The organism is Micromonospora sp. NPDC005291 (assembly GCF_040607415.1).
Classification (GTDB): Bacteria; Actinomycetota; Actinomycetes; order Mycobacteriales; family Micromonosporaceae; genus Micromonospora.
On the sequence record NZ_JBEXGR010000045.1, the window covers coordinates 1 to 21,144 of the forward strand.

The window sequence follows — 21,144 nt, forward strand, 5'->3', positions numbered from 1 at the left end:
GCCGATGCCCACCCTCCCGGTGCCGCCACCGGCGAGCCTGCCCATGATGGCGGCGCCCCCGCCCCCCCCCCCCCCGCGGGCCCCCGCCTGACCCGGTCGATCATGGAGTTGTGGTGGCCGATTCAGATGCTTTCGCGACTTATGCTCCCCACCACAACTCCATGATCGACGCGTCCGGGTTGACGGCGGCGGTGCCGCGGAGGGCGGGTGGGTGCGGTGGTTTTGAGGTTCTGTGGAAGGGGGGCCGGGTAGGGTCCGGAGGTGGCGGGACGACGGCGGTTGGGGTGGATATGCGGGATCTTCGGTACAAGATGATCATGGCGTTGAGCGCAGCCGATCTGGGCGACCCGATCTGCGAGCAGGTGGCCGACATCTGTGCCGAGATCGCCGAGCAGCACTGCGCCGAGTTCGGCCACACACCGCAGCTGCGTACCGGCGAGATCGCCGAGCTGGCCACCGGCGAGCCGGCCCTGACGTGGGCGCCGACGACCCCCGACGCCGGGCAGCGTGCCTGGTGACCGCACCCGCCCCCGCGGTCGACGTACGCCGCGCCGACGACCGCTTCGCCACCCGGATCTCCTGGCTGGACTCCAAGCACTCGTTCTCGTTCTCGCGGCACTACGACCCGGCCAACACCCACCACGGTCTGCTGCTGGTCAACAACGATGACGTGGTGCGCCCGGGCGCCGGCTTCGAGACCCACCCGCACCAGGACATGGAGATCATCACCTGGGTGTTACGCGGCTCCCTGGTGCACCAGGACTCCACCGGGCACTCCGGGGTGATCTACCCGGGCCTGGCCCAGCGGATGAGCGCCGGCACCGGCATCCTGCACTCGGAGAAGAACGACGCCTGGCGACTCAACAATCAGGAGCCGCACACCGACCCGGTCCACTTCGTGCAGATGTGGGTGCTCCCCGACGAGGAGGGCGTCGACCCCGGCTACGAGCAGTTGGAGATCGAGGACGAGCTGCTGCGGGGCGGCCTGGTGCCGATCGCCTCCGGGATGGACCGCTACGACGGAGCGTCCGCGATCCGGATCCGCAACCAGTACGCCACCCTGCACGCCGCCCGACTCGCCCCCGGCGACGAGGTCACCATCCCGGACGCGCCCTTCGTGCACCTGTACGTGCCCAACGGCACGGTGACCCTGGAGGGCAGCGGCCCGCTCGGCACCGGCGACGCGGCCCGGCTCACCATGACCGGTGGCCGCCGAGTCAGCGCCGCCGAGCCGGCCGAGATCCTCGTCTGGGAAATGCACGCCACAGCCGCCTAACCACCCTCCCTCCCCCCCCGAGCCCCACCACTCACCCTGCCCCCACCCCACCCCCACCCCCGACGACCTCCGCCCGCCTGCCCCTCCGCCCTCGTCGATCTAGGGCATATCGCTGCGCTTGAAGATCAGCTTGCAGAGATATGCCCTAGATCGACGAGGGCGAGGGCGAGGGCGAGGGCGAGGGCGAGGGCGAGGGCGAGGGCGAGGGCGAGGGCGGGGGAGGGGTGGGGTGGGGGGGTGCGGGGGTGCGGGCGGGGGTGGCAGGGGCCGGTGGGTTAGGCGGGGGATTCTGTGCGGTTGGCGGCCCAGGTGGTGTGGAACGAGCCATCGCGGTCGACGCGTTGGTAGGTGTGCGCGCCGAAGTTGTCCCGTAGGCCCTGGATCAGGGCGGCGGGCAGCCGCTCGGCGCGTAGCGCGTCGAAGTACGCCAGCGACGACGAGAACGCGGGCGTCGGCACACCGGCCCGCGCCGCGTCGGCCACCACCCGCCGCCAGCTTGGCACGCCAGCGCCGACAGCCTCGGCGAAGTACGGCGCCACCAGCAGCGTCGGCAGGTCGGGCTGCTCGTCGTACGCCTCGCGGATCCGGTTGAGGAAGCGGGCCCGGATGATGCAGCCGCCCCGCCAGATCGTCGCCGTGCCGCCGAGGTTGATGTCCCAGTCGTACTCCTGGCTGCCGGCGCGGATGTGGTCGAAGCCCTGCGCGTACGCGACGATCTTGGAGGCGAGCAGCGCCCGGCGGACGTCCTCGACGAACGCCTCCCGGTCGGCGACCTGCCACTTCTCACCCGCGTCGGGGAACGCCCGGCGGGCCGCCTCCCGTTGGTCGACGTGCCCGGAGAGCGAGCGGGCGAAGGTCGCCTCGGCGATCCCGGTGATCGGGATGCCCAGGTCCAGGGCGCTCTGCACGGTCCAGCGCCCGGTGCCCTTCTGCTCGGCCCGGTCCTGCACGATGTCCACGAACGGTCGGCCGGTAGCCGCGTCGGTGTGCGCGAGCACATCGGCGGTGATTTCGATGAGGAACGACTCCAGCTCGCCGTTGTTCCAGTCGCGGAAGATCTCCGCGATCTCCGCCGGCTCCGCGCCCAGACCGGCCCGGAGCAGGTCGTACGCCTCGGCGATCAGCTGCATGTCGGCGTACTCGATGCCGTTGTGGACCATCTTGACGAAGTGCCCGGCGCCGTCCGGCCCGACGTGCGTGCAGCACGGCACACCATCGACCTGGGCGGCGATCTTCTCGAACATCGGACCGAGCCTGGCGTACGACTCGGCCGAGCCGCCCGGCATGATGCTCGGGCCGCGCAGCGCGCCCTCCTCGCCACCGGAGACACCGGTGCCGCTGAAGTGCAGCCCCTGCGCGCGCAGCGACTCCTCCCGACGGCGGGTGTCGGCGAAGTGGGCGTTGCCGCAGTCGACGATGATGTCTCCCTCCTCCAGCAGCGGCACCAACTCGTCGATCACCGCATCGGTGGGCGCACCCGCCTTGACCATCACGATCACCGCGCGGGGCCGTTCCAGCGACGCCACGAACTCGGCCATCGTCTCGCCGGGCACGAACGTGCCCTCGTCGCCGTGCTCGGCGATCAGGCTGCGGGTGCGCTCCGGCGAGCGGTTGTGCACCGCCACCGTGAAGCCGTTGCGGGCCAGGTTGCGGGCCACATTGCGACCCATCACCGCCAGCCCGGTCACACCGATCTGCGCCGTCGCCTGCTCAGCCATCCGTGCCGCCACCTCTCGCCGTCGTACTGCCGTGCTGCGACCGTATCGCGGCGCAGGGCGACGCGGGCGCGTCGTCGACAGCAGGTCACCGGCTGGTAGCGCTCAGCCCTGGGACAGGCGATCCTCCACGTGTGCCACCTTCGAGGTGAGCGCATCGGTCACTCCCGGCCGGATGTCGGCCTTGAGCACCACGCTCACCCGCGGCGCCTGCGCGGCCACCACGTCGACCGCCCGCTTGACCACCGCCATCACCTCGTCCCACTCACCCTCGACAGTGGTGAACATGGCATCGGTGCGGTTGGGCAGGCCCGAGTCGCGGACCACCCGCACCGCCTCGGCGACCAGGTCACCGACGGCCTCACCGACACCGAGCGGGGTTACCGAGAAAGCGATCAGCATGCCGTCGATGGTGCCAGGAAAATTGGCTGCGCCGACGTACGCCCACCCGATAGCGTGCGGGCATGCGTAACTGACGCCCTTTCTCCGAGCCGGCCCGCCGCCCCGCGTCGCGGACCGTGCGCTCCCGGGCGTCCCGCATCTCCCACCCGCCGTTGCGCGGTGCTGGCGCTGCCCGACCCCGGTGAGCAGTCCCTTCCCCGTTCGACCGTCGCGCTGCGGCGGTCACCAGCCGACCCGACCGACCGCCGGAGCGCGGGACCGGCGGTGACGGATCGGCACCGAAGGAGGCCCGGATGCCTGCCAGGCGTAACCCGAAGAAGTCCCGTACCCCCAGAGCAACGCCGCTCGGCACCGACCCGGCGGCCGGCCACGGCCCGCTCCAACCAATCCGCCCCGACCTCGACCTCGACCTCGCGGTCAAACCTGCGCTGCCGGCGGTGTTGGTTGAGCCCGTGCTGCCGGCAGCGGTGGTTGAGCCGGCGTTGCCGGGGGCGGTGCTGGGTGAGCCGACGCCGTCGGTTGACGTGCCGGCAGTAGTCGACGCGCCGGTGGTGGCTGATCTGCCGAAGGCGGCGAAGCCGCCGACGGCACCGACGGCCGGACCCCCTCAGGGGGGCGGGAACCGCTCGGCTGGCGGCCGTAGCCAACAAGCCGGCCAGACCCGCCGCTACGCCTTCCGCCGCAGCTGACCGTCCCGTCCCGTCCCGCCGCACCGCCGCGCTGTCCCGGCGCCGCGGACGGTGGTCGCAATATCGGGGATGTTGCTGCCTCACCGCCCAGTGATGCAGCAACATCCCCGATGTTGTGTGGATCATGCCGGCCCGGTGCGGTGCGGTGCGGACAGGTTCGCTGCGGGGCGCCGGGTGGGCGGGAGTTAGCTGATCAGGGGGCGGAAGGTGCCGAGTAGCACGCTTGTTGTCAGGGCGGCGCCGGCCAGGGCGACCGCCCCGGCGATGAGCAGCCCGTCGGCGCGGTCGAAGCGCTGGCGGCGGGCCACGGTCCGAGGCGTGTCGCCGTCGAAGCCCCGCGCGTCCATCGCGACGGCCAGCCGGGTGCCCCGGCGGATCGCCCCGACCAGCAGCGCGAACGCGGTGGAGGCGAACAGCCGCAGCTTCGCCACCGGGTTGCGTCCCGCGTCGACTCCCCGCGCCCGCCGAGCCATGCTGATCATCTGCCATTCCTGACCGAGTAGCGGCACCAGCCGGAACGCGGCCAGTGCCCCGATGGCGAACCGGGCCGGCGCCTTCACGTTCTGGATCAACGCGTCGGCCAGGTCGGTGGGGTCGGTGGTCGCGAAGACGATCACACCGGGCAGGGCCACCGCGAACACCCGCAGCACCAGGCCGAGCGCGGTGAGCAGCACGCCGGTGCTCACCAGCACCGGCCCCACGTCCAGCAGGACCCGGCCGGACCGGTCGGCGGCGAAGAGCACCAAAGTGACCAGGATGCCGGCGGCACTGAGTAGCAGTGGCCACGCGCGCCGGGCCAGCACCCGGTAGCGGATGCCGAACAGGGGCAGCACGGCGAGTTCGAGCGCGATGGCGATCGCCGGGGCCACCGGGTCGAGGGTGGCCAGCAGGGTGAATGAGAAGACCAGCGCGGCGGCGACCTTCGCCACCGGGTTACGACGGGCCAACGGCGCATCGGGCGCGGCGACCGGCTCAATGCTGATCATCGGGTGCCGTCCGGGTCGGTCACGGTCCGCTCGAGGGTGACGGTGCGGTCGGCGAGCGCCGCGACGAAATCCGCGTCGTGGGTGACCGCGACCACGCCGTGCCCGGCGTCCCGCAGGTCGGCGAAGAGGTCGACCAACTCCCGCCAGGTCCGCCGGTCCTGGCCGAAGGTGGGTTCGTCGCAGATCAGCAGGCGGGGCGCCGTGGCCAGGGCGGTCGCCACGCTCAGCCGCCGCGCCTCACCACCCGAGAGGGTGTACGGGTTGGCGGCGGCGAGCCGGGCCAGTCGCAGCCGCTCCAGCAGCCCGGCCACGGTCTCCTTGACGGCCGCCTCGGGTTGACCGGTCCGGCGCGGGCCGAGCGCCAGCTCGTCGAAGACGGTGCTGGTGACGAATTGGTGCTCCGGATCCTGGAAGACCGAGCCGATCCGCCGGGCCAGCGCGGGCGCTCGCCAACGGTGCGGGGGACTGCGGTGATCCGGCCCGGCCAGCTCGGCGGACGCGGTGACCCTTCCGGTGCCCGGACGGAGGAGCCCGCCGAGCAGCAACGCCAGGGTGGACTTGCCGGCGCCGTTGGGTCCGCGTACGGCGAGTGCCTCGCCGGCGCGTACCCCCAGGTCGGTGGAGCCCAGCCGGGGCGGCAGGCCGAGCCGGTCGGCGGTGAGCAGGAGTTCTTCGGGAGCGGCGGTGGCCGGCCGGGGCGCGACCGGGTGACCGGGCACCCACACGCCCTCGGCGGCCAGGGTGGCACCGTGTGCGGCGAAGACCGCCGCCGGCGTACCGTCCGCTCGGACGCCGCCGCCCGGCTCCAGGACGACCACCCGGTCGACCAGCGGCAGTGCCTCGGTCACCCGGTGTTCGACCAGGATCAGCGTGGTGTCGGCGTCCAGTGCGCCGGCCACGGCCTGCCGGACCAGGTCGGCACCGGCGGGATCGAGGTTGGCGGTCGGCTCGTCGAGCAGCAGCAGGGCGGGGCGCAGGGCCAGCGCGCCGGCCAGGGCGAGGCGTTGCTGCTCGCCGCCGGAGAGCGCGGCGGTGTTGCGGTCCCGGGAGTACGGGAAGCCGACCCGGCGCAGTGCCTCGTCCACCCGGGGCCAGATCTCGTCGGCCGGAACGCCCCGGTTCTCCAGGCCGAACGCGACGTCGTCACCGCAGCGGGCCATCACCAGTTGGGTCTCCGGGTCCTGGAAGACGATGCCGACCCGTTCGCGCCCCTTGCGCGGGTCGAGCCCGTCGATCTCGACGGTGCCCTCCTGCTCGCCGGAGTCCTCAGGCAGCAGCCCGGCCAGCGCGCTGAGCAGGGTGCTCTTGCCGGCCCCCGAAGGCCCGAGCAGCAGAACCCGCTCCCCAGCCTCGACCCGCAGATCAACCCCGCGCACAGCCCAGTTACGCCGCCCAGCGTGCCGCCACCCGAACCCCCGCAGCAGTACCCCGCCCACCAACCCCCACCCCCATTCCCTCTCGCCCCCACCCGGTCCCCGCCGGCCGCATCCCGTTCGTTGATCAAGAGGTTCGCGTCAGAAAATCGCTTCCCGTTGACGAAAACCTCTTGATCAACGCGGCCAGGTGGGTCAGATCAGGGCGCGGTCCCGGGCTACCGGGAAGCGGTCCAGGACGCCGGTCTTGGCCAGGGCCTGGGTCAGCAACCAGCCGCCGGCACCGGCGATCACGGTGGCGCTGACGATGGTGAGCAGCGCGTACGGGATGCGGTAGTCGGTCAGCGCGTAGTCGACGTTCCAGATGAAGAAGTCGAACAGCGCGGCGCTGAGACCGGTCAACGCGCCGGCCAGCACTGCGGTCGGCAGGCGGAACGACCGGTACCGGAAGGCGGCGAACGCCAACTCGGCCCCGATGCCCTGCACGATGCCCTGCGGGATCACCGTGCCGGCCCACTGGCTGCCCAGCAGCGCGGAGAGGACCGCGGCCACCGTCTCGCAGTAGAGCGCGGCGCCGGGCTTGCGGATGACCAGACCGCCGATCACGGCCGGCATCAGCCAGACGCCGTAGAGCAGCGTCTGCGCCGGCGGGAAGAAGGCGAACGCACCCTCGGTGGCACTCCAGATCAGGCCCCAGGCCCAGAAGATGACGCCGAAGGCGACCGCGATCACCGAGGCGACCACGATGTCGATGGTCCGCCAACGGTTGGTGGTGTTGTCCATGTTTGCTCCCAGTTCAAGTGACAAGAACCAGGAGAAGACGCACGCCGCACGCCCGGTGGCACCGGACGGCGGCGCGGCTGGAGGTCGACCGAACTCCCTGCGCTGGCATTACCCAGATCAGGTTCGAGGGTCTGCGGGCGTGCCCGCACTCTCAGCGCTGTGCGCTCCCCTGTCGGATGTGAAGTTGTCTCGCTGACGCTAGCACCGACCGGGCTGCTGGCCCAGGAGGGCATCCGCCTGACCTGCGGGGAGCACCCGGCTCGTCGTCGGCTGGGTACGCTTCCGATCATGCGGGTCGACGCGCGAGGTTTCACGTTCGAGGTAACAACCGGCGGTCCTGCGGACGGCGTACCCGTCCTGCTGCTGCACGGTTTCCCTCAGCACAGCGGCGAATGGGACGACGTGGTGCCGGCGCTGCACGCGGGCGGGCTGCGCACGTACGCGCTGGACCAGCGCGGATACTCGCCGGGCGCCCGGCCGACGGCGGTAGCCGACTACCGGATTCCCGAGCTGGTCGCCGATGTCGTGGCCGTGCTCGACGCCCTCGGGTTGGACGCCGTGCACCTGGTCGGCCACGACTGGGGCGCGATCGTGGCCTGGGCGGTGGCTGCCCAGCACCCCGATCGGGTCCGCACGCTGACCGGGGTGTCCGTGCCGCATCCGGCGGCCATGGCGCACGCCCTGGCCACCGACGGTCAGCAGAAGGCCCGCTCGTCGTACATTGCGCTGTTCCGCAAGCCGGGCAAGGCGGAGAAGGTGCTGCTGGCCTGGAACGCGACCGCGCTGCGCAAGCTGCTCGGTGGGGTGGGCGACGCGTCCCGGGTGGACCGCTACGCCAACCCGATGCGCGAGCCGGGGGCGCTCACTGTCGCCCTGAACTGGTACCGGGCGATGTCCCGCGCCGACCTGGCCGCCGTCGGCCCGGTCGCGGTGCCCACCACGTACGTCTGGAGTGACCGGGACGTCGCCATCGGCCGGACCGCCGCCGAGGCGTGCGCGGCGAACGTCACCGGGGACTACCGCTTCGTGCAGCTGACCGGGGTGAGTCACTGGATCCCGGACGCGGCGCCCGGCCTGCTCGCCGAGGCGATCCTGGCCCGAGCCGGCGGAACGGCCTGAGCCGTGCAGGTCAGCGAGGGAGGGCCACCGTGACGACGGACGCCAGCGGCTTGGGCACCCGGCGCTCCCTCGCCGCGCAGCTGCGCCTGCTGGGCGTACGCCCCGGCGCGACGCTGCTGGTGCACGCCGCGCTGCGTCCGCTGGGCTTCATCAGCGGCGGGCCGCACGCGGTGGTGCTCGCCCTGCGCGACGCGCTGGGCCCGGACGGCACGATCGTGGTGCCCACCCATACGCCGGACAACAGCGATCCGGCGCAGTGGCGTAACCCACCGGTGCCGGCGGACTGGTGGCCGCTGATCCGCTCGGAGATGCCGGGCTTCGACCCGTCGGTCACGCCGAGCCGGTACATGGGTGTGCTCGCCGAGACGGTCCGCGGCTGGCCCGGTGCCATGCGCAGCTCCCATCCGCAGGTGTCGTTCGCCGCGCTCGGGCCGGCCGCCGAGCAGGTGGTGGCCGGGCACACCCTGATCGACATGCTCGGCGAGGGCTCCCCGCTGGCCCGGCTCTACGACCTGGACGCCGACGTGTTGCTGCTCGGTGTGGACCACTCCGCGAGCACCTCGCTGCACCTGGCCGAGTACCGCTGCCTGGGCTCGCCCCGTGAGCGGATCGGTGCCGCGGTGCGCACCGCCGACGGTGGCCGCGAATGGGTGTGGTGGCAGGACGTACGGCTCGACGCGGACGACTTCGGCGCGTTGGGCACGGACCTGGAGGCCACCGGGGCGGTTCGCACCGGCTCGGTGGGCGTCGGGTCCGGCAGGTTGATGCGCCAGCGGGCGGCGGTCGACTTCGCGGTGCGCTGGCTGGCCCGAAACCGGACGACGGAGGACGCATGACGGTGAGTGCCGAGGACTATCTGACCGTGGTGACCGAGACGATCGGCCGGGTGGCCGCCAGTCAGCGGGAGGCGGTGGGACGAGCTGCCGACCTGATCGCCGACGGGGTGCGCGCCGACGGCGTGGTGCACGCGTTCGGCACCGGCCACTCGGAGGCCCTCGCGATGGAGATCGCCGGCCGGGCGGGCGGTCTGGTGCCGACCAACCGGATCGCGCTACGCGACCTGGTGCTGCTCGGCGGCGAACCGGCCGAGCGGCTCGGCCCGATGCTGGAACGGGACCCGGCCGTCGCGCACCGCCTCTACGAGCTGGCCCCGGTGCGGCCCACCGACGTCTTCGTGCTCGCCTCGAACTCCGGGGTCAACGGCGCGATGGTGGAGTTCGCCAGCCTGGTCAAGGAGCGCGGCCACGGGCTGGTGGCGATCACCTCGGCACAGCACTCGGGCCGGATGACCTCCCGCCACCCGTCCGGGCGCAAGCTGAGCGATCTCGCCGACGTGGTGCTCGACAACGGCGCGCCGTACGGTGACGCGACGCTGCCGCTTCCCGGCGGCGGTGCCGTCGGTGCGGTCTCCTCGATCACCGCGGCGCTGCTGGCCCAGCAGGTCACCGTGGAGGTGGTGGCGCGGTTGCTGGCGGCGGGGGAGCGGCCGCCGGTCTACCTGTCGGCGAACATCCCGGACGGTGACGCGCACAACGCGGCGCTGGAGGCCCGGTACGCGGGTCGGATCCGACGCGGCTCCTGAGGCGACCCGTCCGGCGGGCGGCCGGGGAGATGTCGTGAACTTGTTTCGCGCTCGGCGGGGTGGGGCATTGGCGTTGCTGCCGGCGGGCGGGACCGCCGGCAGTAGCGTCTCACCGGAGGTAGCGCGTGTCCAAGGAGACCGAGAAGCAGCGCTGGCAGCGCAACTTCGCCGACCTGTTGCAGGAGTTGCGGGTCGCACAAACCGGCGTGCAGATCCTCTTCGCCTTCCTGCTCACCCTGCCCTTCAGCAACGGGTTCACCAGGACCAGCGAATTCCAGCGGGATGTCTACATCGTTGCGCTGCTCGCCGCGGCCGCCGCCACGGCACTGATCATCTCGCCGGTGGCGTTCCACCGGGCGCTGTTCCGGCAGGGCCGCAAGCCGGAGCTGGTGCGGTTCGCCCACCGGATGGCCACCGGTGGCCTCGCCTTCATGCTGATCGCGATGGTCAGCTCGGTGCTGCTGATCACCGACTTCGTGCTGGACCGGCCGATCGCCTTCCTGCTCAGCGCCCTGACCGGCCTCTGGTTCCTCACCTTCTGGATGCTCCTGCCGTTCGCGCGACGCAGCTGGGGTGAGGACGACGTCGACGACGAGGACGACGACCCGGAGACCCTCGCCAACTGACGGCACCGGGCATCGACAAACTCGATCTTCACGCAGCGCTACCCCTGGGTAACACCCGGGGGTAGCGTGGCGTTGAGGGCGCATGCCGACGCAGCCGCACCGAGGTTCGAGGGGGCAGCCGTGACCACGACGCAGGACGGCCGACCGGCACCGGACAACCCCGACTCCGAAGCCGCGCCCAGCACCGCCGGTGCCGCGGCTCCGATGCCGGCGGAAGCCGGGCAGGTCTCCGAAAAGGAGGCCCGGCAGGTCGCCGAGGCCGCTCGCGAGGCCACCTGGGACCGACCCAGCTTCGGCAAGGAGCTGTTCCTCGGTCGGTTCCGGCTCGACCTGATCAACCCGTGGCCCCGGTCCGATCCAGACGACGTGGCCCGCGCCGAGGAGTTCCTTGGTCGGTTCCGCGCCTTCCTCGCCTCCGAGGTGGACGGCGCGGCCATCGAGCGGGACGCGTCCATTCCGGACTCGGTGTTCCACGGTCTGGCCGACCTCGGCGCGTTCGGCATGAAGATCGACCGGAAGTACGGCGGGCTCGGGCTGAGCAACCTGCACTACTGCCGGGCGCTGATGCTGGCCGGCTCGGTCAGCCCGGCCATCGGCGCGTTGCTCTCGGCGCACCAGTCGATCGGGGTGCCGCAGCCGCTGAAGATGTTCGGCACCGCCGAGCAGAAGCAGCGCTTCCTGCCCCGGCTCGCCGCCGGTGAGGTGTCCGCGTTCCTGCTCACCGAGCCGGACGTCGGCTCCGACCCGGCCCGGCTGGCCACCATCGCCGAGCCGACCGAGGACGGCACCGGCTACCGGCTCAACGGGGTGAAGCTCTGGGCCACCAACGGCATCGTGGCCACCCTGCTGGTGGTGATGGCCCGGGTGCCGGCCACCGCCGGCCGCCGGGGTGGAATCACCGCGTTCGTGGTGGACGGCGACAGCGCGGGCATCACCGTGGAGCGGCGCAACGAGTTCATCGGCCTGCGCGGCCTCGAAAACAGCCTCACCCGGTTCCACGACGTGTTCGTGCCCGCCGAGAACGTCATCGGCGGCGAGGGCAAGGGGCTGAAGATCGCCCTGACCACGCTGAACACCGGCCGGCTCTCGCTGCCGGCGATGTGCGTGGGCGCCGGCAAGTGGGCGTTGAACGTGGCCCGGGACTGGGCCGCCGACCGGGTCCAGTGGGGCCGTCCGGTGGGCGAGCACGAGGCGGTCGCGCAGAAGCTCTCCTTCGTCGCCGCCACCACGTACGGCATGGAGACCATGCTCGACCTCTGCTGCCTGCTCGCCGACGACGACCGCAACGACATCCGGATCGAGGCGGCGCTGGTCAAGCTGTACGCCAGCGAGATGGCCTGGAAGATCGCCGACGAGCTGATCCAGATCCGGGGCGGGCGGGGCTACGAGACGGCCGACTCGCTGGCCGCTCGCGGCGAACGCCCGGCCGCCGTCGAGCAGATGCTGCGCGACCTGCGGATCAACCGGATCTTCGAGGGCTCCACCGAGATCATGCATCTGCTGATCGCCCGGGAGGCGGTCGACGCCCATCTGTCGGTGGCCGGCGACATCATCGACCCGGAGGCGGGGCTGGGCCGCAAGGCTCGGGCCGGCGCCCGAGCCGGCGCCTTCTACGCGAAGTGGCTGCCCACCCTCGCCGTGGGCCGGGGGCAGAGCCCTTCGGCGTACGCCGAGTTCGGGCCGCTGGCCGGGCACCTGCGTCAGGTGGAACGGTCGTCGCGCAAGCTGGCCCGGTCGACGTTCTACGCGATGTCCCGCTGGCAGGGAAAGATGGAGCGTAAGCAGGCGTTCCTGGGCCGGGTGGTGGACATCGGCGCCGAGTTGTTCGCGATGTCGGCGGTCTGCGTCCGGGCCTACGCCGAACGGGACAGCCGACCGGAGAACGTCGAGCTGGCCGACCTGTTCTGCCGGCAGGCGCGGGTGCGGGTGGACGCCCTGTTCACCGCCCTCTGGGACAACACCGACTCGGTCGACACCGCCGCCGCGAAGCGGATCCTCGCCGGCCGCTACGCGAGCCTGGAGGAGGGCGTCATCACCCCGTCCGACGAGCTGCCCTGGGTGGCCGGCTGGTCGCCCGGCCCGTCCACCGCCGAGGACGTCCGCCGCCGCATCCCACCGAAGCCGTGACCGCTCCCGGCGCGGGCCGGCGCTACTCCGCGCCGGGCGAAGCGGGTGGTGACGTCGACGGCACCGGTCAGCGGGAGACAGCCCAGGCCAGCACCGCGGCCAGGAGCAGACCGTTGAGCCCCGCCAGGACCAGGTACGCCACAGGCGGGATCTTCTTACCCCGCCGTACGAAGGAAACCAGGACGGCGGCGTAGCCGAGCAGCAGGACGGCGATGACGATCAGGAAGTAGAACACCCGAAGACCTTAGCGGCCCCTCCCGCGCAGGCCGAGTTGGCGCAGCTCCAACGCGGCCAGGGCGTCGACGGTGTCGTCGTCGCCGCGCCGCCACGCCTCGGCGACGTCCGGAGCGATCCGGGTCAGCCGACCGAGTGGCTGGGTGGCCAGCGCGCGCAGGGCGAGCAGGTCCCGGCCGGCCGGGCCGGCGGCCAGCTTCGCGGCTGAGGAGGCCCTGCGCATCCACCGGACCCGCAGCGGCAGCCAACCGAAGAGCACCAGGCCGAGTGGGAAGATCAGCACCGCGATGGCGAGGGCGAGGGCGAGTTGGTCGACCAGTTGCTGCTGGTCGCGGCCGGCGTCGGCGAGTGACCGGGCGGCGTCGGAGGCCCGCTGGAAGGGCGCGGTCAGCTCGTCGCCGACCAGTGGCACCCGGCCGACCTTGCTGCCGGCCTCGCCCAGGTTGTCGGCGAGCCCACTACCGGCGCCCTCCAACTTCTGCCCCGGGACGGCGAGCTTCTGCACCAGGTCGTGCAGCCAGAGCGCGCCGCGGATCGCGACGTACACCCAGGCGACGACGAGTAGGTCGGTGAACAACTGGCGGGCGGCGGTCGGAAACCGATCGGCGTAGATCTTCACGCCGGACAGCGTGCCACGAACGGCCCGACTCTTGCAGCTGTGGAAGTCAGCCGAAAGGGGCGCGACCGACCATCGACCCAGCACGATCGTGCTCGATCGAGGAAGTAGTGGTGTCGCCGTGATCCGGAGGCCACTACATCCTTGATCGAGCGCGATCTACGAGAGTGGTCCGGGTCGATGGCGGGCGGGGCGCGGATGTCAGCGGACGCAGGCCGGGCAGGTGCCGAAGATTTCCAGGGTGTGGCTGACGTCGGCGTAGCCGTGCTGCGCGGCGACCCGGTCGGCCCAGCTCTCCACCGCCGGGCCGGCCACCTCCACGGTGCTCCCGCAGGCCCGGCAGACCAGGTGGTGGTGGTGCCCCTCGCTGCACCGGCGGTAGAGGTGCTCGCCGCCTGGTGGGCGCATCACGTCGATCTCGCCCAGGTCGGCCAGCCCCTGCAGGGTGCGGTAGACGGTGGTCAGGCCGACCCGCTCGCCGCGTTGCCGCAGCATCGCGTGCAGGTCCTGGGCGCTGTGGAAGCCCTCCATCTCGCCCAGCAGCGCGCTCACCGCCGAGCGCTGCCGGGTGTTGCGCACCGCGGCGCCGCTCTCACTCATGATCCCTCCCCGGCGTGGCTGACCGCGTCCGCCACGATGTGCGCGACGTGCTCGTCGACCAGGCTGTAGGCAATCTCCCGACCTCGGCGGGAACCCCGCACCACGCCCGCACCGCGCAGCACCCGCAGGTGCTGGGAGACCAGCGGTTGCGCGGCGCCGAGCTTTTCCACCAACTCGTGAACGCACCGCTCACCGCCGGCCAGCTCACTGACGATGGCCAGCCGGATGGGCGCGGACAGGGCGCGGAGCAACTCGCTGGCCCCGTCGAACCCGTCATAGCCCGTGGCGCTGGTCATCCTGCAACGGTAACCAATACCGCCGTCATCTCGCTGATCAGCATCAGCTCAGCACGACTTCGTGTGGTTCCGGTGTCGGCGCGGCGGTCGGTGTCGCCCGACGGCGCAGCGCCCGCCAAACGCCGCCGGCCACGGCCACCACCAGGAAGGAGGCGATCGCCACCAGCACCACCGAGGCACCCGGCGCGGTGTCCGCCGTAGCCGCCACCCAGACACCGGAGCCGGCGGCGAAGAACCCGAGCGCCATCGCGGCGGTCATCGTGCTGCGGAAGCCGCGGGTGACCTGCTGCGCGGTGGCGACCGGCACCACCATCAGCGCGCTGATCAGCAGCACCCCGACGGCCCGCATCGCGATGGTCACGGTGACCGCGGTGGCGACCGCGATCAGCAGGTTCAGCGTGCGCACCGGCAGGCCGGAGACCCGGGCGTACTCCTCGTCGTGACTGACCGCGAAGAGCGCCGGGCGCAGCACGATCATGGTGACCAGGATCGCCGCGCCGAGCACCGCGATGGTGATCACGTCGGTGAGGGAGGTGGTGATCAGCGATCCGAACAGATAGGCGTTGAGGTTGGCGCTGGTCGCGTCGGAGAGGCCGACCAACAACACGCCGCCCGCGATCCCGCCGTAGAAGAGCAGGGCCAGGGCCAGATCACCGGACGTACGCCCACGGGCCCGGACCACCTCGATGGCGATCGCACCGGCGGTGGCGACGATCACCGCCACCAGCACCGGCGAGCGGTTGAGCAGCAGACCCGCGCCGACGCCGGTCAACGCCACGTGCCCGATGCCGTCGCCGATCAGCGTCAGCCGGCGCTGCACCAGGTAGATGCCGAGCGCCGGTGCGGCCAGGCCGATCACCAGCGCGCCGATCAGGGCATGCTGCATGTAGGAGTACTGGAAGAGTCCCATGCGTCAGTTGCTCCACAGCCCGGCGGGCTCGTCGTAGCAGTGCGGGTGCACGTGGTCGTGGTCGGGCTCCGCGTGATGCCCGGCCGGGTCCGGCACCGCGCCGTCGTGGGCGATGGCACCCTCGTGGACGACGACCGCCCGGCTGATCACCGGTCGCAGCGGGCCCAGCTCGTGAGCAACCAGCAGCACCGTCCCACCGTTGTCGACGAAGTCGCGCAGCGCGCCGGCGAACGCCTCCTGGCTGGCGGCGTCCACTCCGGCGGTGGGCTCGTCGAGGACCAGCAGCTCCGGTTGGCCGGCCAGCGCACGGGCGATCAGGGTGCGCTGCTGCTGACCGCCGGAGAGCGTGGACACCGGGTCGCCGGCCCGGTCGGCGAGCCCGACCGCACGCAGCGCGTCGTCGACGGCAGTCCGGTCGGCCGCGCCCGGAGGGCGGAGCAACCCTCGGCGGGCCAGCCGGCCGGAGCCCACCACCTCACGGACGGTGGCCGGTACGCCGCCGCCGGCGCCGAGCCGCTGCGGGACGTACCCGATGCGTTCCCACTGGCGGAAGCGGCGCAACGGCCGGTCGAAGAGGGTGACCGAGCCGGCGCTGATCGGCACCAGCCCGAGGACGGCGCGGATCAGGGTGGACTTGCCGGAGCCGTTGGCACCGAGCACAGCGACCACCTCACCGGCGGTCACGGTGAGCGAGATGTCCCGGAGCACGGGGCGGCCGTCGTAGCCGACCACCCCGTGCTCGACGGTGATGACAGGTGAGGTCACGAGCAGCTCAAGGCCGTCTGCAGGGTCTGCAGGTTCGTACGCATCACCGAAAGGTAGTCCCCGTTGGTGCCGGCGGCGAGCCCCTCGATCGGGTCCAGCACCGCGGTCTTCGCGCCGACCTGACCGGCGATGGTCTCGGCGACCTTCGGGCTGACCAGGGTCTCGAAGAAGATCGTGGTGGCCTGGTGCTCCTTCGCCTCCTCGATGACGTGCGCGAGCCGCTGCGGTGAGGGCTCGACGTCCGGGCTGAGCCCGGTGATGCCGACCTGGTCGAGCTGGTACCGGTCGGCGAGGTAGCCGAACGCGGCGTGGCTGGTCACGATCTCCCGCCGCTGGCAGGTCGCCAGGCCATTCCTGAACTCCCCGTCCAGGGTCGTCAGGTCGGCGCGCAGCGCCGCGGCACGGGCGGCGTAGTCGGCGGCGTGGTCCGGGTCGGCCTTGCCGAGCCGCTGGGCGAGCTGGTCACCGATGCCGGCCAGCCGGGTCGGGTCGAGCCAGACGTGCGGGTCCTTGCCGCCCGTCTCCTCGGCGTGCCCCTCCTCGCCTTCGTGGTCGTGCCCGCCAGCGGTCGCGTCCAGTAGTGGCTGCACGCTGGTCACGTCGAACGGCCGGTCGCCGCCGTTCTGCTCGACGGCGTCGTCCACCGCCGGCTGGAAGCCCTTGAGGTAGACGATCAGCTCCGCCTCGGTGACCTGGCCGACCTGGCTCGGGCTGAGCTCCAGGTCATGCGGCTCCGCGCCGGGCTTGGCGAGGTTGGTGACCCGCACGGCGTCGCCGCCGATCCGCTCGGCCAGGAACTGGAGGGGGTAGAACGCGGCCACCACGTCGACCCGTTGGGGGTCGGCACCGGCGGCACTGCCGGTGGAGCAGCCGGCCCCGGCGCCCAGGGCGAGGAGGGCGGTCGCGGCGGCCAGGACACGGGACGTGGTGCGGTTGGTCATGTCGTCAACTGTCCGTGGCAACGATAATGATTGTCAAAAACGCATGATTGCATGTCAGAGCAGCTTCGCGAGGCCCACCGTCACCAGCAGGGTGAGCATCACCAGTCGAATCAGCCGGGTCTGCGGTGCCTGAACCGCCCAGGTCGTGACCAACAGGGCGATCAGGGCCGCGGCGAGCGCGAGCGTCAGCAGCCCGCCGATCACCCCGGGCGTGAAGAACGCCACCAGCACCACCACCAGGGTGAGCAAGAACACCGACGTCGGGTTCGCCCCGGCCAACCGGGCCAGCAAAGGGCGCTGCGTACGCTGCATCCCACAGACTCTACGAGGAGGGACCCCCGTTGCTGGTGACCAACCGGTTCGTGGTCGACGTCGATCTAGCCGACGACTTCACCGAACGGGCGCACGCCGCCCTCACCGCACTGGCCGCCCGCCCCGGCTACCTGCGCGGTCAACTGGTCCGGGCGCTCGACGACCCCCGCCACTGGTCCCTGGTCACCGAATGGGAGTCGGTCGGCACGTACCGGCGGGCGCTGGGCGCCTTCGAGGTCAAGGTCAGCGCCGTGCCGTTGCTCGCCGAGTCGATCGACGAGCCCTCCGCGTACGAGGCGTTGGCCACCGCCGCCCCAGGCGGGGCCGTGGTCGTCGCCGAGAGTGATCGGGCTGCGGGTCCTTACCGCTGAGCCGCCGGACACTACGCTGCTCCTATGACCGCACCCGCCCCGCCACCCGGTCCCGGCGTGGCTCCGCCGTTCGCCGCGCCGCCCACCGAAGGCCGCCGGACTCGGCTCTGGATCGGCCTCGGCGTCGGCGCGCTCGCCTTGGTGCTCTGCTGTGGCGGGGGCGGCACCGCCGTCGTCGGCCTGGCCGTCAGCGGCGTGCAGGCGATCCGGGAGCAGGCCCGCACCGTGACCGGCGACTACTACCAGGCGCTGGTCGAGCGGAACTACGGGCGGGCGTACGAGCAGCTCTGCGACGACGCGCAGCGGCGCGAGTCACGGCCCGAGTTCGAGCGGCGCGCCGCCGCCGAACCTCAGGTCGCCGCATTCCGGGTGGGTGAGGTGGACACCACCAGCCTGACCGTGCCGGTCGACGTGACGCTCGACGGCGGCGACCGGGAGCGGCAGCAGGTCAGCCTCGGTCAGGACGGTCAGACCGGCGGCGTGGAGGTCTGCGGGGTCAGCTGACCCGCCACCGGTATTCTGCTGGGCTTGGGGCGACGGTGGTCGTACCGTTGTCCCGAACCGACCGTTCCATCCACATCTCGCCCCCGCCGACCGCCAGCCGGCGTAGGAGGAAACATGCCAGCAGACCGTATCGACGCCGTCGTCAGCCTCGCCAAGCGCCGAGGCTTCGTCTTCCCCTCCAGCGAGATCTACGGAGGCACCCGATCGGCGTGGGACTACGGTCCGCTCGGTGTGGAACTCAAGGAGAACGTCCGCCGGCAGTGGTGGAAGACCATGGTCCAGCAGCGCGACGACGTGGTCGGCCTCGACTCCGCGGTGATCCTGTCCCGCAAGGTGTGGGAGGCGTCCGGCCACATCGCCGAGTTCGTCGACCCGCTCACCGAGTGCCAGTTCTGCCACAAGCGGTTCCGGGCTGACCACCTGGAGGAGGCGTACGAGGCCAAGCACGGCAAGCCGCCGGCCTCGCTCGCCGAACTCAACTGCCCCAACTGCGGCAACAAGGGCACCTTCACCGAGCCGAAGATGTTCAACGGCCTGATGAAGACCTACCTGGGCCCGGTGGAGAGCGACGAGGGGATGCACTACCTGCGCCCGGAGACCGCGCAGGGCATCTTCGTCAACTACAAGAACGTCGAGACGGTCGCCCGCAAGAAGCCGCCGTTCGGCATCGCGCAGACCGGCAAGTCGTTCCGCAACGAGATCACCCCTGGCAACTTCATCTTCCGGACCCGCGAGTTCGAGCAGATGGAGATGGAGTTCTTCGTCGAGCCGGGCACCGACGAGCAGTGGCACGAGTACTGGCTCCAGGAGCGCTGGAACTGGTACCTCGACCTCGGCCTGTCGGCGGACAACCTGCGCCTCTTCGAGCACCCCCAGGAGAAGCTCTCGCACTACTCGAAGCGGACGGTGGACATCGAATACCGCTTCCAGTTCGGTGGCACCGAGTTCGCGGAGCTGGAAGGTATCGCCAACCGCACCGACTTCGACCTTTCCACGCACAGCAAGCACTCCGGCGTCGACCTGTCGTACTTCGACCAGACCAAGAGTGAGCGCTGGATGCCGTACGTCATCGAGCCGGCCGCCGGTCTGACCCGCGCGGTGCTCGCCTTCCTGCTGGAGGCGTACGACGAGGACGAGGCGCCGAACACCAAGGGCGGCGTGGACAAGCGCACCGTCATGCGGTTCGACCCGCGGCTCGCCCCGGTCAAGGTGGCGGTGTTGCCGCTGTCCCGCAACGAGGCGCTGTCGCCGAAGGCCAAGGACCTCGCGACGCTGCTGCGCAAGCGCTGGGTGGTGGAGTTCGACGACTCGCAGGCGATCGGTCGCCGCTACCGCCGGCAGGACGAGATCGGCACCCCGTTCTGCGTGACGGTCGACTTCGACACCCTGGATGACAACGCCGTGACGGTCCGCAACCGGGACACCATGGCCCAGGAGCGGGTCTCCCTGGACCAGGTCGAGCGTTACCTGATCGAGCGCCTCCCCGGCTGCTGAAACGGTGGGCACGGGGCCTCGGCCGACGCGAAATGCGCCGGTCGGGGCCCCGTACACTTGTCCGGTGACCGCCTCGACCGTCCCTGCGCTGCGCCCGTTGACTCTCGGGCGGTACGAGGTGTGGCCGCCGGTGGTGCTCGCGCCGATGGCCGGGATCACCAACGTCGGGTTCCGGCGGCTCTGTCGGGAGCAGGGCGGCGGCATCTACGTCTGCGAGATGATCACCACTCGGGCGCTGGTCGAGCGGAACCCGAAGACGCTGCACATGATCGCCTTCGGCGCGGACGAGCATCCGCGGAGCCTCCAGCTCTACGGCACCGATCCGGAGATCACCGCCGCCGCCGTGCGGATCGTGGTCGAGCGCGACCTGGCCGACCACATCGACCTCAACTTCGGCTGCCCGGTGCCCAAGGTGACCCGCCGGGGTGGCGGCGCGGCGTTGCCGTGGCGGCGTCGGCTCTTCGCCCGGCTGGTGAGGGCCGCGGTGGACGCCGCGGCACCGTCCGGGGTGCCGGTCACCGTGAAGATGCGCAAGGGCATCGACGACGACCACCTGACGTACGTCGAGGCGGGGCTCGCCGCCCAGGACGCCGGTGTGGCCGCGGTGGCCCTGCACGGGCGGACGGCCGCGCAGCGCTACTCGGGCACCGCCGACTGGGACGCCATCGCCACCCTCAAGCAGGCCCTCGACGTGCCGGTGCTCGGTAACGGCGACATCTGGGAGGCCGACGACGCGTTGCGGATGGTCGCGCACACCGGGGTCGACGGCGTGGTGATCGGGCGGGGGTGCCTGGGCCGACCGTGGCTCTTCGCAGACCTGGAGGCCGCCTTCAACGGTCGGCCGGAGCGGCGGCTGCCCACCCTCGGCGAGGTGGCGGTGACCATGCGCCGGCACGCTGAGCTGCTCGTCGACCAGTTTGTGGCCGCCGCCCGCAGCCCTGCCCGGGGTGAGCGGGACGGTTGTGCCGACTTCCGCAAGCACGTCGCCTGGTATCTCAAGGGCTTCCCGGTCGGCGGCGAGCTGCGCCGCTCGCTGGCGATGATCGAGAGCCTGGCCCAGCTCGATGATCTGCTCGGCAAGCTCGACCCGGTGGAGCCGTTCCCGCTGGCCGCCCTGGGCCAGCCGCGCGGGCGGACGAACTCCCCGGGCAAGGTTTTTCTGCCGGACGGCTGGCTGGCCAGCCGGGATGACGACGTCGTCCCCGAGGGCGCTGAGATGGACGATTCCGGCGGCTGACCGCACTGCAAAGGACCAGCGAACCACTCGATCCCAGCCGGCCTCGCCGGATTCGATCCAGCCGGCCCTGCCGGACCGACCGGGACGACGACGAAGGGCCGGGCCCCTGGTGGGGGTCCGGCCCTTCGGTCGTGTTGTTGTGTGCGGGTCAGCTGGTGGCGTAGCCGCGGGTGGCGATCCAGTCGG

Annotated in this window: 25 protein-coding genes and 1 riboswitch; of the genes, 12 read left to right on the forward strand and 13 right to left on the reverse strand. The window is 71.7% G+C overall.

All coding sequences use genetic code 11. The features are described 5' to 3' along the window. Positions 1-317: 317 nt before the first annotated feature. Together ABZT18_RS31475 and ABZT18_RS31480 are read left to right on the forward strand one after the other, a co-directional pair. Positions 318-518, forward strand: coding sequence for a thioredoxin reductase (locus ABZT18_RS31475; protein WP_354997438.1), 201 nt, complete (start codon positions 318-320; stop codon positions 516-518). After that, positions 515-1,276 carry a pirin family protein gene (locus tag ABZT18_RS31480; protein WP_354997437.1) on the forward strand — a complete coding sequence of 254 codons (762 nt, stop codon included), beginning with the start codon at positions 515-517 and terminating at the stop codon, positions 1,274-1,276. The genes ABZT18_RS31475 and ABZT18_RS31480 overlap by 4 nt, the downstream gene beginning before the upstream one ends. A gap of 275 nt (positions 1,277-1,551) precedes the next feature. Here ABZT18_RS31480 and gndA read toward each other — a convergent pair whose 3' ends face one another. Further along, complete coding sequence (gndA, locus tag ABZT18_RS31485) at positions 1,552-2,994, reverse strand: NADP-dependent phosphogluconate dehydrogenase (RefSeq protein ID WP_354997436.1); 1,443 nt, start codon at positions 2,992-2,994, stop codon at positions 1,552-1,554. Positions 2,995-3,096: 102 nt separating this feature from the next. Next, complete coding sequence (locus ABZT18_RS31490; protein ID WP_354997435.1) at positions 3,097-3,393, reverse strand: MTH1187 family thiamine-binding protein; 297 nt, start codon at positions 3,391-3,393, stop codon at positions 3,097-3,099. A 293-nt stretch (positions 3,394-3,686) separates the two neighbouring features. Here ABZT18_RS31490 and ABZT18_RS31495 point away from each other — a divergent pair, with 293 nt between their 5' ends. Beyond that, on the forward strand, positions 3,687-4,082 hold the full coding sequence (locus tag ABZT18_RS31495) for a hypothetical protein (protein ID WP_354997434.1): 396 nt from the start codon (positions 3,687-3,689) through the stop codon (positions 4,080-4,082). Between the two features lie 185 nt (positions 4,083-4,267). Here ABZT18_RS31495 and ABZT18_RS31500 read toward each other — a convergent pair whose 3' ends face one another. The 3 genes from ABZT18_RS31500 to ABZT18_RS31510 form a co-directional block, all read right to left on the reverse strand. Further along, the gene (locus tag ABZT18_RS31500) at positions 4,268-5,068 is read right to left on the reverse strand and encodes an energy-coupling factor transporter transmembrane component T (RefSeq protein WP_355253173.1); all 801 of its coding nucleotides are present in this window, start codon (positions 5,066-5,068) and stop codon (positions 4,268-4,270) included. Further along, on the reverse strand, positions 5,065-6,504 hold the full coding sequence (locus ABZT18_RS31505) for an ABC transporter ATP-binding protein (RefSeq protein WP_355253176.1): 1,440 nt from the start codon (positions 6,502-6,504) through the stop codon (positions 5,065-5,067). Before ABZT18_RS31505 ends, ABZT18_RS31500 begins: the two co-directional genes overlap by 4 nt. A gap of 132 nt (positions 6,505-6,636) precedes the next feature. Next, positions 6,637-7,224, reverse strand: coding sequence for an ECF transporter S component (locus tag ABZT18_RS31510; RefSeq protein ID WP_354997431.1), 588 nt, complete (start codon positions 7,222-7,224; stop codon positions 6,637-6,639). 76 nt (positions 7,225-7,300) lie between these two features. Then, positions 7,301-7,405: riboswitch (TPP riboswitch) on the reverse strand. Positions 7,406-7,512: 107 nt separating this feature from the next. Between ABZT18_RS31510 and ABZT18_RS31515 the strand changes: the two genes are divergently transcribed. The 5 genes from ABZT18_RS31515 (at position 7,513) to ABZT18_RS31535 (ending at position 12,678) form a co-directional block, all read left to right on the forward strand. Next, entirely contained in the window at positions 7,513-8,343 is an 831-nt protein-coding gene (locus ABZT18_RS31515; protein WP_355253179.1) for an alpha/beta fold hydrolase, read from the forward strand. A 29-nt stretch (positions 8,344-8,372) separates the two neighbouring features. Then, positions 8,373-9,179 carry an AAC(3) family N-acetyltransferase gene (locus ABZT18_RS31520; protein ID WP_355253182.1) on the forward strand — a complete coding sequence of 269 codons (807 nt, stop codon included), beginning with the start codon at positions 8,373-8,375 and terminating at the stop codon, positions 9,177-9,179. Continuing rightward, a complete protein-coding gene (locus ABZT18_RS31525) occupies positions 9,176-9,925 on the forward strand; it encodes an SIS domain-containing protein (protein WP_355253185.1) in 750 nt (249 codons plus the stop codon). The genes ABZT18_RS31520 and ABZT18_RS31525 overlap by 4 nt, the downstream gene beginning before the upstream one ends. Positions 9,926-10,050: 125 nt before the next feature. Next, entirely contained in the window at positions 10,051-10,551 is a 501-nt protein-coding gene (locus ABZT18_RS31530; protein ID WP_354997427.1) for a DUF6328 family protein, read from the forward strand. Between the two features lie 204 nt (positions 10,552-10,755). Further along, positions 10,756-12,678, forward strand: a complete 1,923-nt coding sequence (locus ABZT18_RS31535; protein WP_355253209.1) for an acyl-CoA dehydrogenase family protein — start codon at positions 10,756-10,758, stop codon at positions 12,676-12,678. Positions 12,679-12,745: 67 nt separating this feature from the next. On the opposite strand, the gene ABZT18_RS31540 is transcribed toward ABZT18_RS31535, so the two are convergent. The 8 genes from ABZT18_RS31540 to ABZT18_RS31575 all read right to left on the reverse strand — a co-directional run bounded on the left by ABZT18_RS31540 (position 12,746) and on the right by ABZT18_RS31575 (position 17,352). Beyond that, positions 12,746-12,913, reverse strand: a complete 168-nt coding sequence (locus tag ABZT18_RS31540) for a hypothetical protein (protein WP_355253188.1) — start codon at positions 12,911-12,913, stop codon at positions 12,746-12,748. Between the two features lie 9 nt (positions 12,914-12,922). Further along, on the reverse strand, positions 12,923-13,531 hold the full coding sequence (locus tag ABZT18_RS31545; protein ID WP_354997424.1) for a hypothetical protein: 609 nt from the start codon (positions 13,529-13,531) through the stop codon (positions 12,923-12,925). Between the two features lie 198 nt (positions 13,532-13,729). Next, entirely contained in the window at positions 13,730-14,128 is a 399-nt protein-coding gene (locus tag ABZT18_RS31550) for a Fur family transcriptional regulator (RefSeq protein WP_355253191.1), read from the reverse strand. Next, positions 14,125-14,424: a metalloregulator ArsR/SmtB family transcription factor gene (locus ABZT18_RS31555; protein WP_030338189.1), complete on the reverse strand. Its 300-nt coding sequence runs from the start codon at positions 14,422-14,424 to the stop codon at positions 14,125-14,127. The genes ABZT18_RS31550 and ABZT18_RS31555 overlap by 4 nt, the downstream gene beginning before the upstream one ends. Before the next feature lie 43 nt (positions 14,425-14,467). Next, positions 14,468-15,334, reverse strand: a complete 867-nt coding sequence (locus ABZT18_RS31560) for a metal ABC transporter permease (protein WP_355253194.1) — start codon at positions 15,332-15,334, stop codon at positions 14,468-14,470. Positions 15,335-15,337: 3 nt separating this feature from the next. Further along, positions 15,338-16,099 carry a metal ABC transporter ATP-binding protein gene (locus ABZT18_RS31565; protein WP_355253197.1) on the reverse strand — a complete coding sequence of 254 codons (762 nt, stop codon included), beginning with the start codon at positions 16,097-16,099 and terminating at the stop codon, positions 15,338-15,340. Next, the gene (locus ABZT18_RS31570; RefSeq protein ID WP_355253200.1) at positions 16,096-17,040 is read right to left on the reverse strand and encodes a metal ABC transporter substrate-binding protein; all 945 of its coding nucleotides are present in this window, start codon (positions 17,038-17,040) and stop codon (positions 16,096-16,098) included. The genes ABZT18_RS31565 and ABZT18_RS31570 overlap by 4 nt, the downstream gene beginning before the upstream one ends. 54 nt (positions 17,041-17,094) lie before the next feature. Next, positions 17,095-17,352, reverse strand: a complete 258-nt coding sequence (locus ABZT18_RS31575; protein WP_354997419.1) for a hypothetical protein — start codon at positions 17,350-17,352, stop codon at positions 17,095-17,097. Positions 17,353-17,381: 29 nt separating this feature from the next. On the opposite strand from ABZT18_RS31575, the gene ABZT18_RS31580 reads away from it, so the two are divergent. The 4 genes from ABZT18_RS31580 to dusB all read left to right on the forward strand — a co-directional run bounded on the left by ABZT18_RS31580 (position 17,382) and on the right by dusB (position 20,958). Next, positions 17,382-17,723 carry an antibiotic biosynthesis monooxygenase gene (locus ABZT18_RS31580; RefSeq protein ID WP_354997418.1) on the forward strand — a complete coding sequence of 114 codons (342 nt, stop codon included), beginning with the start codon at positions 17,382-17,384 and terminating at the stop codon, positions 17,721-17,723. 24 nt (positions 17,724-17,747) lie between these two features. Continuing rightward, positions 17,748-18,227, forward strand: a complete 480-nt coding sequence (locus ABZT18_RS31585; protein ID WP_355253203.1) for a hypothetical protein — start codon at positions 17,748-17,750, stop codon at positions 18,225-18,227. 114 nt (positions 18,228-18,341) lie between these two features. After that, positions 18,342-19,721, forward strand: a complete 1,380-nt coding sequence (locus ABZT18_RS31590; RefSeq protein WP_355174796.1) for a glycine--tRNA ligase — start codon at positions 18,342-18,344, stop codon at positions 19,719-19,721. A gap of 64 nt (positions 19,722-19,785) precedes the next feature. Next, positions 19,786-20,958: a tRNA dihydrouridine synthase DusB gene (gene dusB / locus ABZT18_RS31595; RefSeq protein WP_355253206.1), complete on the forward strand. Its 1,173-nt coding sequence runs from the start codon at positions 19,786-19,788 to the stop codon at positions 20,956-20,958. Positions 20,959-21,144: the final 186 nt, after the last annotated feature.

Coding starts and splice junctions, on each gene's coding strand:
- ABZT18_RS31555 (WP_030338189.1), bottom strand. CDS start 14,424: ATGACCAGCGCCACGGGCTATGACGGGTTCGACGGGGCCAGCGAGTTG.
- ABZT18_RS31535 (WP_355253209.1), top strand. CDS start 10,756: ATGCCGGCGGAAGCCGGGCAGGTCTCCGAAAAGGAGGCCCGGCAGGTC.
- ABZT18_RS31585 (WP_355253203.1), top strand. CDS start 17,748: ATGACCGCACCCGCCCCGCCACCCGGTCCCGGCGTGGCTCCGCCGTTC.
- ABZT18_RS31550 (WP_355253191.1), bottom strand. CDS start 14,128: ATGAGTGAGAGCGGCGCCGCGGTGCGCAACACCCGGCAGCGCTCGGCG.
- ABZT18_RS31500 (WP_355253173.1), bottom strand. CDS start 5,068: ATGATCAGCATTGAGCCGGTCGCCGCGCCCGATGCGCCGTTGGCCCGT.
- ABZT18_RS31515 (WP_355253179.1), top strand. CDS start 7,513: ATGCGGGTCGACGCGCGAGGTTTCACGTTCGAGGTAACAACCGGCGGT.
- ABZT18_RS31490 (WP_354997435.1), bottom strand. CDS start 3,393: ATGCTGATCGCTTTCTCGGTAACCCCGCTCGGTGTCGGTGAGGCCGTC.
- gndA (WP_354997436.1), bottom strand. CDS start 2,994: ATGGCTGAGCAGGCGACGGCGCAGATCGGTGTGACCGGGCTGGCGGTG.
- ABZT18_RS31560 (WP_355253194.1), bottom strand. CDS start 15,334: ATGGGACTCTTCCAGTACTCCTACATGCAGCATGCCCTGATCGGCGCG.
- ABZT18_RS31570 (WP_355253200.1), bottom strand. CDS start 17,040: ATGACCAACCGCACCACGTCCCGTGTCCTGGCCGCCGCGACCGCCCTC.
- ABZT18_RS31495 (WP_354997434.1), top strand. CDS start 3,687: ATGCCTGCCAGGCGTAACCCGAAGAAGTCCCGTACCCCCAGAGCAACG.
- ABZT18_RS31590 (WP_355174796.1), top strand. CDS start 18,342: ATGCCAGCAGACCGTATCGACGCCGTCGTCAGCCTCGCCAAGCGCCGA.
- ABZT18_RS31525 (WP_355253185.1), top strand. CDS start 9,176: ATGACGGTGAGTGCCGAGGACTATCTGACCGTGGTGACCGAGACGATC.
- ABZT18_RS31510 (WP_354997431.1), bottom strand. CDS start 7,224: ATGGACAACACCACCAACCGTTGGCGGACCATCGACATCGTGGTCGCC.
- ABZT18_RS31575 (WP_354997419.1), bottom strand. CDS start 17,352: ATGCAGCGTACGCAGCGCCCTTTGCTGGCCCGGTTGGCCGGGGCGAAC.
- ABZT18_RS31475 (WP_354997438.1), top strand. CDS start 318: ATGGCGTTGAGCGCAGCCGATCTGGGCGACCCGATCTGCGAGCAGGTG.